This is a genomic window from Pseudomonas sp. Z003-0.4C(8344-21) (assembly GCF_900104975.1).
Classification (GTDB): Bacteria; Pseudomonadota; Gammaproteobacteria; order Pseudomonadales; family Pseudomonadaceae; genus Aquipseudomonas; species Aquipseudomonas granadensis.
This window is the reverse complement of the sequence record NZ_LT629756.1, coordinates 155944-169950: the sequence shown is the minus strand read 5'-3', so window position 1 is coordinate 169950 and position 14007 is coordinate 155944. Positions and strand designations below refer to the sequence as shown.

13 protein-coding genes and 1 pseudogene are annotated in these 14007 nt (G+C 60.9%); 4 read left to right on the top strand and 10 right to left on the bottom strand.

The window, feature by feature from the left end:
- Positions 1-26 precede the first annotated feature (26 nt).
- The gene (gene katE / locus BLU24_RS00735; RefSeq protein WP_093096260.1) at positions 27-2168 is read right to left on the bottom strand and encodes a catalase HPII; all 2142 of its coding nucleotides are present in this window, start codon (positions 2166-2168) and stop codon (positions 27-29) included.
- A gap of 262 nt (positions 2169-2430) precedes the next feature.
- Here katE and BLU24_RS00730 point away from each other — a divergent pair, with 262 nt between their 5' ends.
- The 3 genes from BLU24_RS00730 to BLU24_RS00720 all read left to right on the top strand — a co-directional run bounded on the left by BLU24_RS00730 (position 2431) and on the right by BLU24_RS00720 (position 4990).
- Entirely contained in the window at positions 2431-3438 is a 1008-nt protein-coding gene (locus BLU24_RS00730) for a methionine ABC transporter ATP-binding protein (RefSeq protein WP_090287964.1), read from the top strand.
- Between the two features lie 5 nt (positions 3439-3443).
- On the top strand, positions 3444-4154 hold the full coding sequence (locus tag BLU24_RS00725) for a methionine ABC transporter permease (protein WP_172833304.1): 711 nt from the start codon (positions 3444-3446) through the stop codon (positions 4152-4154).
- 65 nt (positions 4155-4219) lie between these two features.
- On the top strand, positions 4220-4990 hold the full coding sequence (locus BLU24_RS00720) for a MetQ/NlpA family ABC transporter substrate-binding protein (protein ID WP_093096255.1): 771 nt from the start codon (positions 4220-4222) through the stop codon (positions 4988-4990).
- 174 nt (positions 4991-5164) lie between these two features.
- Here the strand turns inward: BLU24_RS00720 and BLU24_RS00715 are convergent, their stop codons facing one another.
- The 5 genes and pseudogenes from BLU24_RS00715 to BLU24_RS00695 all read right to left on the bottom strand — a co-directional run bounded on the left by BLU24_RS00715 (position 5165) and on the right by BLU24_RS00695 (position 9073).
- Positions 5165-5800 carry an SCO family protein gene (locus BLU24_RS00715; RefSeq protein WP_093096250.1) on the bottom strand — a complete coding sequence of 212 codons (636 nt, stop codon included), beginning with the start codon at positions 5798-5800 and terminating at the stop codon, positions 5165-5167.
- A complete protein-coding gene (gene cyoE, locus BLU24_RS00710) occupies positions 5797-6696 on the bottom strand; it encodes a heme o synthase (RefSeq protein ID WP_093096246.1) in 900 nt (299 codons plus the stop codon). The genes BLU24_RS00715 and cyoE overlap by 4 nt, the downstream gene beginning before the upstream one ends.
- A 76-nt stretch (positions 6697-6772) precedes the next feature.
- Positions 6773-7763: pseudogene (locus BLU24_RS00705) on the bottom strand (COX15/CtaA family protein); the annotation flags it as partial.
- A 10-nt stretch (positions 7764-7773) separates the two neighbouring features.
- On the bottom strand, positions 7774-8367 hold the full coding sequence (locus BLU24_RS00700; protein WP_093106335.1) for a hypothetical protein: 594 nt from the start codon (positions 8365-8367) through the stop codon (positions 7774-7776).
- A complete protein-coding gene (locus BLU24_RS00695) occupies positions 8333-9073 on the bottom strand; it encodes an SURF1 family protein (RefSeq protein WP_093096234.1) in 741 nt (246 codons plus the stop codon). The genes BLU24_RS00700 and BLU24_RS00695 overlap by 35 nt, the downstream gene beginning before the upstream one ends.
- Positions 9074-9144: 71 nt before the next feature.
- On the opposite strand from BLU24_RS00695, the gene BLU24_RS00690 reads away from it, so the two are divergent.
- A complete protein-coding gene (locus BLU24_RS00690; protein ID WP_090287978.1) occupies positions 9145-9348 on the top strand; it encodes a twin transmembrane helix small protein in 204 nt (67 codons plus the stop codon).
- Between the two features lie 183 nt (positions 9349-9531).
- Here BLU24_RS00690 and BLU24_RS00685 read toward each other — a convergent pair whose 3' ends face one another.
- The 4 genes from BLU24_RS00685 to coxB all read right to left on the bottom strand — a co-directional run bounded on the left by BLU24_RS00685 (position 9532) and on the right by coxB (position 13922).
- Positions 9532-10419 carry a cytochrome c oxidase subunit 3 gene (locus BLU24_RS00685; RefSeq protein ID WP_093096231.1) on the bottom strand — a complete coding sequence of 296 codons (888 nt, stop codon included), beginning with the start codon at positions 10417-10419 and terminating at the stop codon, positions 9532-9534.
- A 25-nt stretch (positions 10420-10444) separates the two neighbouring features.
- Positions 10445-10996, bottom strand: a complete 552-nt coding sequence (locus BLU24_RS00680) for a cytochrome c oxidase assembly protein (protein WP_039757111.1) — start codon at positions 10994-10996, stop codon at positions 10445-10447.
- Between the two features lie 129 nt (positions 10997-11125).
- Entirely contained in the window at positions 11126-12712 is a 1587-nt protein-coding gene (gene ctaD, locus BLU24_RS00675) for a cytochrome c oxidase subunit I (protein ID WP_016772327.1), read from the bottom strand.
- A gap of 82 nt (positions 12713-12794) precedes the next feature.
- Positions 12795-13922 carry a cytochrome c oxidase subunit II gene (gene coxB, locus BLU24_RS00670; RefSeq protein WP_090287983.1) on the bottom strand — a complete coding sequence of 376 codons (1128 nt, stop codon included), beginning with the start codon at positions 13920-13922 and terminating at the stop codon, positions 12795-12797.
- Positions 13923-14007: the final 85 nt, after the last annotated feature.

The following is a 14007-nucleotide window of genomic DNA, read 5'->3' as shown; positions in this document are numbered from 1 at the left end:
GCGTTGTTACTGTCAGCGAAGATTTTTCAGGCGGGAATCGCCTTGGCTTTAGGCTCCCGCGCCCAAACCCGATGCTCGCCAATCGCGGCGAAGAACGGCTTGGTCAGCGCAGCCACATCCACGCCCTGCAACAACCCGGCATCCGCCTCCAGTTTGAGCAAATCCTGCAACTGCTTGGCGTCGCCGTGCAGCGCAATCGCCTTCAGGTGTTTGTAGGCCTCAAGCAGGTAATGCAACGCCACGCCGTCAGCGCTCAGTGCCTTGATCGACGCCGCGCCACCCGGCACGAACACCGCGTCGAAGGCGATCGACGGCATGCCTTCCATCGACGCATCCACCGGCAATGCCTTGCCATCCGCAGTTTTCACCGGCGCTGATGTCGGGCCGAGTACTTTGGCGTGGGCGCCTTCGGCTTTCAGCGCGTTCTTCATCGCATCGATGGCCGCGCTGTCTACGCCGTTTGCAGCGAGAATCGCCACTTTGCGCGTTTTGATATCACCCGGCAGCAGGTTGGCCTGGCTCAGCGCTGGCGAGCGTTCCAGTGAGGTCTTGCGAACCTCGACGGTGCCCTGGGTTGGCGCTGGCAAACCGAGGTTTTCCGCGACGCGCTTCGCTAGCGTCAGGTCGATATTGGCGAGAATTTCGTTCACTTCCCGTGCGCGGATGAACTCGCGCTCGACCTTGCCCAGCTCGAAGCTGTAGGCGGCGATGATGTGCTCCTTCTCGTGGTCGCTCATGCTGTTGAAGAACAGCCGCGCCTGGGAGAAGTGGTCGCCGAACGACTCGCTGCGCTGGCGGATCTTGGCGGCGTCGATGCGCTCCGGATAGCTCTCGAAACCACCGTCCTGCGCGGCCGGCGGGGTTTCTTTCGGCCAGCCGCCATCGATCGAGTTCGGCTCATAGGAGGCGCGGCCCTTGTCGATGGTGGTGCGGTGCTGGGCGTCGCGCTGGCCGTTGTGGAACGGCGCCACCGGGCGGTTGATCGGCAACTCGTGAAAGTTCGGCCCGCCGAGTCGGCTGATCTGCGTGTCGGTGTAGGAAAACAGCCGGCCCTGCAGCAGCGGGTCGTTGGAGAAGTCGATGCCCGGCACGATATGGCCCGGGCAGAACGCGACCTGTTCGACTTCGGCAAAGAAGTTGTCCGGGTTGCGGTTGAGGGTCATTTTGCCCAGCGGCGTGATCGGCACGATTTCTTCGGGGATGATCTTGGTCGGATCGAGAATGTCGAAATCGAAGGCGTGTTCGTTTTCCTCTTCGACGATCTGTACGCCAAGTTCCCATTCCGGGTAGTCGCCCATTTCGATCGACTCCCACAGGTCCCGACGGTGGTAGTCGGTGTCTTTACCAGCCAGCTTCTGCGCCTCATCCCACACCAGCGAGCAGGTGCCGGCAGTCGGGCGCCAGTGGAATTTGACGAAGCGCGATTTGCCCTCTGCGTTGATCAGGCGGAAGGTGTGCACGCCGAAACCCTGCATGCTGCGCAGGCTTTTCGGGATGGCCCGGTCGGACATCGCCCAGATCACCATGTGCGCGGATTCCGGCACCAGCGAGACGAAGTCCCAGAAGGTGTCGTGAGCCGAGCCGCCGGTAGGAATTTCATTGTGCGGTTCGGGTTTCACCGCGTGGACGAAGTCGGGAAACTTGATCGCGTCCTGAATGAAGAACACCGGCATGTTGTTGCCGACCAGGTCGAAGTTGCCTTCGTCGGTGAAAAACTTCACCGCAAACCCTCGTACGTCACGCACGGTATCGCCGGAACCGCGCGGGCCCTGTACCGTGGAAAAGCGCACGAAAACCGGGGTTTTCTTGCCCGGGTCCTGCAGGAAACCGGCCTTGGTCAGTGCCGCGTGGTTCTCGTAGCTCTGAAAGAAACCATGGGCACCAGTGCCGCGGGCGTGAACAATGCGCTCGGGAATGCGCTCATGGTCAAAGTGCGTGATTTTCTCACGCATGATGAAGTCTTCCAGCAGCGACGGCCCGCGTGGCCCGGCTTTTAGAGTGTTCTGGTTATCGGCGATCTTCACGCCCTGATTGGTGCGAAGGGCCTGACCGGTTGCGTCGGAACGGAATTCTTCCAGGCTCTCGAGCTTGGCGTTGGTGTTGGCGCGATCCGGGGTATCGGTCCCGGCCAGTTCGCTTTTAGCGGGTGCAGGCTTTTTGATGCTCATCAGACGTAAACTCCTCGTTTGGCCCCGGATGCCTTCCGCAGACCCTTGAGTGATTCCCGGGCACGGCACCCAGGGTTTCAAGTCGCTTACTTAGTGACTGGCGAGCGTTTCAGCCGTTCCGTTTATCTGACCTTTGATCGCGTTATTGCCAAATCGAAGGTTAATTGCGAAATAAATGCTAAGAACCTCTATACGGACAGGCTAAAATGCGCGCCCGGCTAACCGCTGATCCTTTTCCAACGCGCCCCACAAGGTTCGCTACGTGATCGAGTTTCAAAACGTGCACAAGACTTACCGCGTCGCCGGTAAGGACATCCCCGCGCTGCACCCGACCAGTCTCACCATCGAGAACGGTCAGGTGTTCGGCCTGATTGGCCATTCCGGTGCGGGAAAAAGTACCCTGCTGCGTCTGATCAATCGCCTGGAAGATTCCAGCGGCGGCAAGATCATTGTCGACGGCGAAGAAGTCACCGCGCTGGACGCCAACGGCCTGCGCCGTTTCCGCCAGCAAGTCGGGATGATCTTTCAGCACTTCAACCTGCTGGCGTCGAAGACGGTCGCGGATAACGTCGCGTTGCCGCTGACCCTGGCCGGCGAACTGTCGGGCAGCGACATCGACAAACGCGTCGCCGAATTGCTCGCGCGGGTTGGTCTGTCCGATCACGCGAAGAAATACCCGGCACAATTGTCCGGCGGCCAGAAACAGCGCGTCGGCATTGCCCGTGCGCTGGCGACCAAACCGAAGATTCTGCTGTGCGACGAGGCCACCAGCGCCCTCGACCCGCAGACCACCGCCTCGGTGCTGCAACTGCTGGCCGAGATCAACCGCGAACTGAAACTGACCATCGTCCTGATCACCCACGAAATGGACGTGATTCGCCGTGTCTGCGACCAGGTGGCGGTGATGGACGCCGGTGTGATCGTCGAGCAGGGTTCGGTGGCCGATGTGTTCCTGCATCCGCAGCACCCGACCACCAAGCGTTTCGTCCAGGAGAGCGAGCAGATCGACGAAAGCGAGCAGCGCGACGATTTTGCTCACGTGCCGGGCCGCATCGTGCGTCTGACCTTCCAGGGCGAAGCGACCTACGCGCCGTTGCTCGGTACCGTCGCCCGGGAAACCGGCGTCGACTACAGCATCCTTGCCGGTCGCATCGATCGCATCAAAGACATTCCGTACGGGCAATTGACCCTCGCCGTCACCGGTGGCGACATGGAAGCGGCCTTTGCCCGCTTCACCGCCGCTGACGTTCACATGGAGGTATTGCGCTAATGGAAATGTTTGACGCTGCAATCAAGCAATACGACGCCGCGATAGAAGCCATCAAGCTGTTCTTTCAGAACATCGACTGGCTCGAAATCGGCCTCGCCACCAACGACACTTTGCTGATGCTCGGCGGCTCGCTGTTGTTTACGGTTCTGCTCGGTCTGCCACTGGGCGTGCTGCTGTTTCTCTGCAGCCCGCGTCAGTTGCTGGAGAACCGAGTCCTCTACGCGATCCTGTCGGTTATGGTGAACATCCTGCGTTCGCTGCCGTTCATTATTCTGCTGATCGTGATGATCCCGTTCACCGTGCTGATCACTGGCACGTCGTTGGGCGTGGCCGGTGCGATTCCGCCACTGGTGGTCGGTGCCACGCCGTTCTTCGCGCGGCTGGTGGAAACCGCGCTGCGTGAGGTTGATCGCGGCATCATCGAAGCGACCCAGTCGATGGGCGCGACCACGCGGCAAATCATCGTCAATGCCCTGCTGCCGGAAGCACGCCCGGGCATCTTCGCGGCGATTACGGTGACGGCGATTACACTGGTGTCCTACACGGCGATGGCCGGTGTGGTCGGCGCCGGTGGGCTGGGTGACCTGGCGATCCGTTTCGGTTACCAGCGTTTCCAGACCGACGTGATGATCGTCACTGTGGTGCTGTTGCTGATTCTGGTGCAGGTGTTGCAGATGGTCGGCGATCGACTGGTCGTGCATTTCTCGCGCAAATAAGCGGTTTTTAATCAAGAGAGGCGCGGGCCATTCGCTGGCGAGCGCCATCACAAGGAGTTCGCTGAATGAAAAAACTGATCGCTGCTTTTGCTGCCGTTGCAGCATTCTCGGCGCAAGCCGAAACCCTGACCGTTGCCGCCACCCCGGTGCCGCACGCGGAAATCCTCGAGTTCGTCAAACCGGCGCTGGCCAAGGAAGGCGTGGATCTGAAGGTCAAGGTATTCACCGACTACATTCAGCCAAACGTGCAGGTGGCGGAGAAGCGTCTGGACGCGAACTTCTTCCAGCACCAGCCGTACCTCGATGAGTTCAACAAGGCCAAGGGCACCAGCCTCGTTTCCGTTACCGGCGTACACCTGGAGCCGCTGGGCGCCTATTCAAACAAGCTCAAGGATCTGAAGGATCTTCAGGGCGGCGCCAATGTGGTCATCCCGAACGACGCCACCAACGGCGGCCGTGCGTTGTTGCTGCTGGCCAAGGCCGGCGTGATCACTTTGAAGGATCCGACCAACATTCTGTCGACCATCAAAGACATCGCCGAAAACCCCAAAGACCTGAAATTCCGTGAACTGGAAGCCGCGACCATCCCGCGTGTGCTGACCCAGGTCGATCTGGCGCTGATCAACACCAATTACGCGCTGGAAGCCAAGCTCGATCCGTCCAAGGATGCGCTGGTGATCGAAGGTAACGACTCACCGTACGTGAACATCCTCGTGTCCCGCGCGGACAACAAGGACAGCGACGCGATGAAGAAACTGGCGGCTGCGCTGCACAGTCCGGAGGTGAAGCAGTTCATCACCGAGAAGTACAAGGGTGCGGTGTTGCCGGCGTTCTGATTTCGGTAGTTGCAAATGAAAAAGGGGCGCATTTGATGCGCCCCTTTTTTTGCCTGGAATATGGCCCCTGTAGGAGTGAGCCTGCTCGCGATCGCGGTGTGCCTGTCACATCAATGTTGGATATGCCGACGCCATCGCGAGCAGGCTCGCTCCTACAATGAATCTGCGGTGTTCTTATTTGCGGTTAAGCATTTGCGGAAGTTGCGCAACCAGCTTGGCATTGTTCAGCGGCGCCCGGATAAACCCGCGCTGCTTGCCGTCCGGGCCGATCACCGCCAGATTGCCGCTGTGATCCACCGTGTAATTGGGCTTGCTGGTGTCGGCCGGGATAAACGGAATGCTCACCGCATTGGCAACCTTCTGCAGCTCCTCGATCGAGGTCGGCGTCAGGCCAATGAACTGCGGATCGAAATACCCCAGGTACTGCTTCAACTGTTTTGGCGTATCGCGGTTCGGGTCAACGCTGACCAGCACGATCTGCAGCTTGTCCACCGCATCCTTGGGCAATTCGCTCTTGATCTGGCGCAGTTGCGCAAGCGTGGTCGGGCAGATGTCCGGGCAGAAGGTGTAGCCGAAAAACAACAGGCTCCATTTGCCCTGCAGTTCATTGATGGCCAGCGGTTTGCCGTCCTGATCGGTCATGGTCACGTCCGGCAGGGTGCGGCTTTGCGGCAGCAGAATGATTCCGGCGTCGATCAGCGCGGTCGGGTCGCCCTGGCCTTTGCCGCTCAGCACTTTGTTGACGGTCAGGCCCAGGATCAGCGCGATGACGGCGACGAGGATGAAAACGGTTTTCTGGGTTCGGGTCATAGGTTCAACAGTAAGTAGTGGTCTACGAGCAGGGCGATGAACAACAGGAACAAGTACCAAATAGAGTACTTGAAGGTGTTGATCGCCGCGTGCGGCCGAGTGCCACGGTACAGCACCACGGCCCATTGCAGAAACCTGGCGCCGAGGGCGAGGGCGCAGATCAGGTAAAGCATGCCGCTCATGTGAATCACGTACGGCAACAGACTCACCGCCAGCAGCGCAAAGGTGTACAGCAGAATGTGCACTTTGGTGTAGTGCTCCCCGTGCGTCACCGGCAGCATTGGAATGTCGGCCTTGGCGTATTCCTCTTTGCGGTGGATGGCCAGCGCCCAGAAATGCGGCGGCGTCCAGGCGAAAATGATCAACACCAGCAGCAGCGGTTCGGCGCTGACGTGACCGGTGGCGGCGGTCCAGCCGAGCAATGGCGGTGCGGCGCCGGCGAGGCCGCCGATGACGATATTTTGCGGCGTCGCGCGTTTGAGGAAACCGGTGTAAACCACCGCGTAACCAAGCAACGAGGCGAGGGTCAGCCACGCCGTCAGCGGGTTGGTGAAGGTCAGCAACAAGGCCTGACCGAGCAGCGCCAGCACCAGCGCAAACGTCAGCGCTGCCGCCGGTGAAACCCGGCCCTCGACCAATGGCCGTTTGTGCGTACGCGCCATCACCGCATCGATGCGCCGATCGACCACATGATTGACCGCCGCCGCGCCGCCCGCGCACAGCGCAATACCGAGATTGCCAAACACCAGCACCGTCCACGGCACGCCGGCGCGGGTGGCGAGGAACATGCCGACCAGCGAGGTGATCAGCATCAGCACCACGACTTTCGGTTTGGTCAGCTCCAGATAATCGCGCCACAGCGCTTGCGTCGCGCGCGCGCCGGTCAGACTCGCCATGGCGTTTCTCCTTTAAGTGCAATGGGCGCGACGGCGTGTTTACGCGGGCTGAGGTGCCAGCGTGCGAGCGCCGGTCGGGTGACCCGGACGAGGCGGGTGCGCGCGTGATAATTGACCAGCACCATGCTCAGCAACAGCGCCGCGCCCCCGATGTTGTGCGCGACCGCGACCGCCAGCGGCAGATGGAACAGCACGTTGCTGATACCGAGGCTGATTTGCGCGGCGAGGGCCACCAGCACCAGCCCGGCCAGGCGCGTCATGCCCACTGCTTTCAACTGCCAGGCCAGGCCGAGCAGCACAGCGGTCACGAGCAGCGCGCCGATGCGATGGGTCAGGTGAATCGCGGTGCGCGCATCACTGTCGAGTTGCCCGCCCAGATAATTCGGGCCGATGTGTTGAGTCAGGTGAAACCCATTGGCGAAATCCGCCGGCGGCAGCCATTGCCCATGGCAGGTCGGGAAGTCGATGCACGCCACCGCGGCGTAGTTGGAGCTGACCCAGCCGCCGAGAGCAATCTGGCCGATGACCAGCAACAACCCGGCCGTGGCCCAATATTGCAAACGCCTGGGCACGGTCAGCGCCGGCAGTACGCCGGACAAGCGCAGCGTCAGCAGAAACAGCAGGCTCAAGGTCGCAAAACCGCCGAGCAAATGCCCGGTGACCACCTGCGGCCAGAGCTTGAGCGTCACCGTCCACATGCCGAACGCCGCTTGTGCAAACACCACTGCCAGCAGAAACAGCGGCAGCTTCAACGGCAGCCCCGGGTGGCGGCGATTGACCCAGGCGCGCCCGGCCAATACGGCAATCAGCAACCCGAGGGTGCCGGCGAAATAACGGTGGATCATCTCGTTCCAGCCCTTGTGCGCTTCCACCGGCGAGTCCGGGTAATGCAGTTCGGCATGGGCCAGTTGCGCCTCGCTTTTCGGCACGCTGATAAACCCGTAGCAACCCGGCCAGTCGGGGCAGCCGAGGCCGGCGTGGGTCAGGCGCGTGTAGGCGCCGAGCAGCACCACAATCAGTGCCAGCAGGGTGGCAAACAGCGCGAGGCGAAATCCAGGTTTGGCCATGACGATGCCCTTATCCGATGTTGGACAGTTTCAGCAGATGCCGCAGGTCGTTGAGCAGATCCTTGCCTTTCACGTTCGGTTCGTAGCGCAGCACCAGATTGCCGTGCGGGTCGATGATCCACAGTTGTGGCGTGGCTTTATCGCCGGTGGCCTTGCTGAAGGCGGCAGCGTCCAGCGGATAGCGCTGCAGTTGCGGATATTCGCGTGTGAGCTTGGCCTCGTAGTCAGCGCTCAGTGGTTGCGTCGCGGCAAGGGCATGGCTGGCGCGCCCGGCTTCGCGGCCGAGACCGATCTGGATCTGCCGCGCCAGATACACCAGTTGCTGGCAATCCACCGCACACGCTGTCGGCGCCGTCACCAGCAATTGCCAGCGCTCCTCGTCCGCCTGCACGCCGAGGTCGGCGCGGGTCTGGCCGTTGCCGATCAGTTCGCCGTGATAGCTGCGGCCCTCGGGCACCCAGAACTGCAATTTGTACATGCCGGTGGCGAGGATCATCGGCCCGACCACGCCGAGGACAATCAACAGCAGCTGGATGCGTCCGCGACGGCGGCTGACGGCAGGTTTGGCTTCAGACATGCTGGGTGGATTCATGGCCGTTCCCATGGTGCTTCTCCTTTGCGTTGTGCAAGCCCAAATAAACGTAGAGACCGAGCAGGGCGGTCGCCATGGCGAACCACTGCACGGCGTAGCCGAGATGTTTTTCCGGGCCCATCGCGACAACGGGCCAGTCGGTCCGGTAGCTGGCCGGGCCGGGTTCGGCGCGCACTTCATAGGCGAAGCCGTCGCGCTCAAGCGTTTGCCAGAGCTTGCCCGGCTCGACGGCGGTGACGGTTTGCGGCCAGGTGCGGCTGACCGGATCGGCATGCAATTGGAACGTCGCGCCGGGGGCGACGTAGACCCAGGCGTCGAGCGTCAGCGCATCAGTAGGCGTGGAGAACTGCGGCGCCACACGGCGATCCGGCCACGGCAGCCAGCCGCGATTGACCAGCAGCCACAACCCGCTGCGCTGATCCTGAAACGGTTGCAGCAACTCGACGCCAACCTTGCCGCCACGCTGGCGGTTATCGAGCAACAAGCTGTGCGCGGCATCGAATTGGCCGTGCAGACGCACGCGGCGATAAGCCGGATCGGCGCTGGTTGCGAGTTCGCTGCTGGCCATCGGTTCGGCCGCACGGCGCTCGGCATAGCTGGCCAGCAGCGCGGTTTTCTCCGCGCCGCGGCCCAGTTGCCAAAAGCCCAGCGCGATCATCAGCGGCAGCAACAACGCGACCATTACGGTCGGTATCACCCCCGGCCGGAAGCGCTTCATGGCCGCGCCACAAAGTCAGTCGTCGCGCTCGCTATACTCAACTGCATCGCCTGTCCCCCGGAGTTCTTCCCATGCTCAAAGCAGCGATCGTCCTGATGCTGATTGCCACGGTGATCAGCCTGTTCAGCGGCCTGTTTTTCCTGGTCAAGGACGACAGCAGCTCCAATCGCCTGGTCATCGCCTTGAGTGTTCGGGTGGCCTTGGCCGCCGTCACCGTCGGCCTGATCGCCTGGGGTTTCTACAGCGGCCAACTGGTGTCCCACGTACCGTGGTAGCTGCAAGCGGTCAGCTACAAGCTACAAGTAAAAGCTTTACCGCTTGAGCTTGAAGCTTGAAGCTAGCGGCTTGCAGCTGCTGTCCCACGTACCGTGGTAGTTGCAAGCTACAAGCGGCAAGCTACAAGTTGGGAGCCATCGCGCTTTGACTTGAAGCTTGCAGCTAGCAACTTGCAGCTGTTTTCAGAGCACATAAACGAAGAAGAACAAGCCGATCCACACCACGTCGACGAAGTGCCAATACCAGCTCGCCGCTTCGAAGCCGAACTGATGCTCGTTGTCGAAATGGCCCTTCATGATCCGCATCAGCATCACGAACAGAATGATCGTGCCGATGGTCACGTGGGCGCCGTGGAAGCCGGTGAGCATGAAGAACGTCGCGCCGTAGATCCCCGAACCGAGGGTCAGTCCCAGCTCCTTGTAGGCATGAATGTATTCCTCGGCCTGGAAGCCAAGGAACGCGATGCCCAGCAGCACGGTGATCGCCAGCCACAGTTTCAGCGCGCCGCGATGGCCCTTCTTCAAGGCGTGGTGGGCGATGGTGATGGTCACGCTGGAGCTGACCAGCAGAATGGTGTTGATCAGCGGCAGGCCCCACGGGCTGATGACATCCTTGGGTGGCGGGAAAAGTTTCGGGTCCGGATTGTTCAGTAATGGCCAGACGTACTCGAAGTTCGGCCAGAGCATTTCCGACACGCCCTTGCTGCCTTCGCCGGCCAGACCCGGCGCGGAAACCGTACGGATATAAAAGAGCGCGCCGAAGAAGGCGACAAAGAACATCACCTCGGAAAAGATGAACCAGCTCATGCCCCAGCGAAACGAGCGGTCCAGCTGCGGGCTGTAGAGTCCCGCGCGGCTTTCCTTGATCACCGCGCCGAACCAGCCGAAAAGCATGTACGCCAGCAACAGCCCGCCGACGAAAAAGATCAGCGGGCCGTGGGAATCCGGGCGCGCTGCCTTCAGATCGTTGAACCAAGTAGCCAGGCCGTACACGGTGACGAACATCCCGAGCGTGGCGATAATCGGCCATTTGCTCTGGGCCGGGACGTAATAATGCTCATGAGTTGCCATTTATTGTTCTCCTTATCGGCCACGCTCAACCGCCGGTATTAACAGCCACCGGTGGATGTCGGGCGGTGATATCGAACAGCGTGTAGGACAGCGTCAGGTGCTTCACTTCCTTGGGCATGTCGCGGTCAACGATGAAACGCACCGGCATTTCGATTTGTTCACCGGGCTGCAGCACCTGCTGGGTAAAGCAAAAGCATTCGGTCTTGTGGAAGAACGCCGCCGCGTTGCTCGGCGCGATGCTCGGCACCGCTTGCGCACTCATCGGCTTGTCGGTGGGGTTGCGCGCAATGAACACCATCTCGTTGACCGCACCGGGGTTGGCGGTCAGTTCGTCATGCTTGGGATAGAAATCCCATGGCATGTCGGCGGTGTTGGTCGAGAGAAACTGCACGCGCACCTGGCGCGAAGTGTCGACCACTTGCTCGCCCTCGTACTGCCCGCCGGTCTTGCCGTTGATGCCGAAGGCCTTGCACATCACGTCGTAGATCGGCACCAGGGCAAAACCGAAGACGAACATCGCCACCACCACCAGTAACAGGCGAGTGACCAGTTTTTTCAGCGAGATCGAGTCAGCCATGGTGTTTGACCTCTGCCGAGAACCCTGTGGGAGCTGGCTTGCCAGCGATAGCACCCCCGCGGTGTGTCAGGCAGGCAGCCATCGCTGGCAAGCCAGCTCCCACATAGATTTTCACAAGGCTGAAGGTGTTCATTTCACTTCCGGCGGCGTGGTAAAGGTGTGATACGGCGCCGGCGACGGCACGCTCCACTCCAGGCCTTCGGCGCCATCCCACGGTTTGGCCGGGGCCGGTGCGCCGCCACGAATGGTTTTGATGACGATGAACAGGAAGAAGATCTGCGTGGCGCCGAACATGAACGCGCCGATCGACGAGACCATGTTGAAGTCGGCAAATTGCAGGTTGTAGTCCGGAATCCGTCGCGGCATGCCTGCCAGCCCGACGAAGTGCATCGGGAAGAAAGTCAGGTTCATGCCGACGAACGAGAGCCAGAAATGCAGCTTGCCGAGAGTTTCGTCGTACATGTGCCCGGTCCATTTCGGCAGCCAGTAATAGGCCGAGGCGAAGATGCCGAAGATCGCCCCCGGCACCAGTACGTAGTGGAAGTGCGCAACGACGAAGTAGGTGTCCTGGTACTGGAAGTCCGCCGGAGCGATCGCCAGCATCAGCCCGGAGAAACCGCCGATGGAGAACAGAATCACGAACGCCACCGCGAACAGCATCGGCGTCTCGAAGGTCATCGAGCCCTGCCACATGGTGCTGGCCCAGTTGAACACCTTCACCCCCGTCGGTACGGCGATCAGCATGGTCGCGTACATGAAGAACAATTCGCCCACCAGCGGAATGCCGACCACAAACATGTGGTGCGCCCAGACGATGAACGACAGGAAGGCGATGCTCGCTGTGGCGTAAACCATCGAGGTGTAACCGAACAGCGGTTTGCGCGCGAAGGTCGGGATGATCTGGCTGACCGCGCCGAAGGCCGGCAGGATCATGATGTACACCTCGGGGTGGCCGAAGAACCAGAACACATGCTGGAACAGCACCGGGTCACCACCGCCGGCAGCGCTGAAGAAACTGGTACCGAAGTGGATGTCCATCAGCATCATCGTCACGCACCCGGCCAGCACCGGCATCACCGCGATCAGCAGGAATGCGGTGATCAGCCAGGTCCAGACGAACAGCGGCATTTTCATCAGGGTCATGCCGGGGGCGCGCAAGTTGAGAATGGTCGCGACCACGTTGATCGCGCCCATGATCGAGCTGATGCCCATCAGGTGAATGGCAAAAATGAAGAACGTCACGCTTTCCGGCGCATAGGTCGTCGACAGCGGCGCATAGAACGTCCAGCCGAAATTCGGCCCGCCGCCCGGCGTGAACAAGGTCGAGACCAGCAGCAGAAACGCCGCCGGCAGCAACCAGAAGCTGAAGTTGTTCATCCGTGGCAGGGCCATGTCCGGCGCGCCGACCATCAGCGGAATCATCCAGTTGGCGAGGCCGACGAACGCCGGCATCACCGCACCGAACACCATGACCAGACCGTGCATGGTGGTCATCTGGTTGAAGAATTCCGGCTGAACGATCTGCAAACCGGGCTGGAACAGCTCGGCGCGAATCACCATGGCGAACGAGCCGCCGAGCAGGAACATGCAGAACGCGAACCACAGGTACAGCGTGCCGATGTCCTTGTGGTTGGTGGTCAGCACCCAGCGCATCAGGCCTTTGGCGGGGCCGTGGGCGTGGTCGGCGTGACCGTGGTCATCGATGACAGCGCTCATGGCCGGTCTCCTTCAGGTGAGTGAACTGGGTTTGCCGGGGCACGCGGCCCCGAGCGATTGACGAAGTACGCAATAGACCGGCTCATTGGCTTTCCGCCTGTTTCAGCTCCAGCACTTCCTTGGGCGTGACCATGTCGCCCTTGTTGTTGCCCCAGGCGTTACGTTCATAGGTCACGACCGCAGCGATATCGACTTCCGACAGTTGCTTGCCGAACGCCGCCATGGCGGTACCGGGTTTGCCGTGGAAGACAATGCCCAGGTGATCCTTGATCGGTCCGGTGGCGATTTTCGAGCCCTTGAGCGCCGGGAACATCGGCGGCAGGCCCTGGCCTTCGGCCTGGTGACAAGCCACGCAAGTGGTGTGGTAGACCTTGTCGCCGCGCTCCTTGAGTTCGTCGAGGGTCCATTCCTTGCTGGTCAGTTCTTTGAGCTGCGCCGCTTCGGCCTTGCGCTCGGCGAGCCATTTTTCGTAGTCGGCCTGCTCCTTGACCTCGACCACGATCGGCATGAAGCCATGGTCCTTGCCGCACAACTCGGCGCACTGGCCACGGTACAGGCCGGGCTTGTCGATACGGGTCCAGGCTTCGTTGACGAAACCGGGGATCGCATCGCGCTTGACCGCGAACGCCGGCACCCACCATGAGTGAATAACGTCGGCGGAGGTGACGAGGAAGCGCACCTTGGCGCCGATCGGCAGCACCAATGGCTTGTCGACCTCGAGCAAGTAGTGCTCGCCTTTGGCTTCCTTGTTGTGGATCTGCTCGGCGGGGGTGGCCAGGTTGCTGAAGAACTCGACGTCCTGACCCAGATATTTGTAGTGCCACTTCCACTGATAACCGGTGACCTGGATATCGATATCCGGCTCACTGGTGTCGTACATCTTGATCAGTGTTGCGGTGGCGGGGACGGCCATGGCCACCAGAATCAGCAGCGGCACAATGGTCCACATGATTTCGACGCCGGTGCTTTCGTGGAATTTTGCGGCGACCTGGCCGGTGGAACGGCGGTGCACCATCATCGACCAGAACATGGCGCCGAAGACGATGATCCCGATCACCACACAGATCCAGAAAATGGTCATGTGCAGGTCGAATACTGCGTGACTGATTTCAGTCGCTCCAGGCGCCATATTCACCGTCCAGGCCGCATTGGCCTGGCTGAATATCGACCACAACAGGAGGCCCATCCAGACATGTGGATGTCGCATCATTGCGGGTTCCCCTTATCGTTCTTGTTATCCCGCCGGCATACGCCTGCGGCAAGGGAGCGGCTGCATCAGACTACGAACTTGAATC

Excerpts from the sequence above, each read along its gene's own strand:
- coxB (WP_090287983.1), bottom strand. The coding sequence starts at position 13,922 with ATGATGCGACATCCACATGTCTGGATGGGCCTCCTGTTGTGGTCGATA.
- BLU24_RS00700 (WP_093106335.1), bottom strand. The coding sequence starts at position 8,367 with ATGGGAACGGCCATGAATCCACCCAGCATGTCTGAAGCCAAACCTGCC.
- BLU24_RS00695 (WP_093096234.1), bottom strand. The coding sequence starts at position 9,073 with ATGAAGCGCTTCCGGCCGGGGGTGATACCGACCGTAATGGTCGCGTTG.
- katE (WP_093096260.1), bottom strand. The coding sequence starts at position 2,168 with ATGAGCATCAAAAAGCCTGCACCCGCTAAAAGCGAACTGGCCGGGACC.
- BLU24_RS00720 (WP_093096255.1), top strand. The coding sequence starts at position 4,220 with ATGAAAAAACTGATCGCTGCTTTTGCTGCCGTTGCAGCATTCTCGGCG.
- BLU24_RS00725 (WP_172833304.1), top strand. The coding sequence starts at position 3,444 with ATGTTTGACGCTGCAATCAAGCAATACGACGCCGCGATAGAAGCCATC.
- ctaD (WP_016772327.1), bottom strand. The coding sequence starts at position 12,712 with ATGAGCGCTGTCATCGATGACCACGGTCACGCCGACCACGCCCACGGC.
- BLU24_RS00715 (WP_093096250.1), bottom strand. The coding sequence starts at position 5,800 with ATGACCCGAACCCAGAAAACCGTTTTCATCCTCGTCGCCGTCATCGCG.
- BLU24_RS00685 (WP_093096231.1), bottom strand. The coding sequence starts at position 10,419 with ATGGCAACTCATGAGCATTATTACGTCCCGGCCCAGAGCAAATGGCCG.
- BLU24_RS00690 (WP_090287978.1), top strand. The coding sequence starts at position 9,145 with ATGCTCAAAGCAGCGATCGTCCTGATGCTGATTGCCACGGTGATCAGC.
- cyoE (WP_093096246.1), bottom strand. The coding sequence starts at position 6,696 with ATGGCGAGTCTGACCGGCGCGCGCGCGACGCAAGCGCTGTGGCGCGAT.
- BLU24_RS00680 (WP_039757111.1), bottom strand. The coding sequence starts at position 10,996 with ATGGCTGACTCGATCTCGCTGAAAAAACTGGTCACTCGCCTGTTACTG.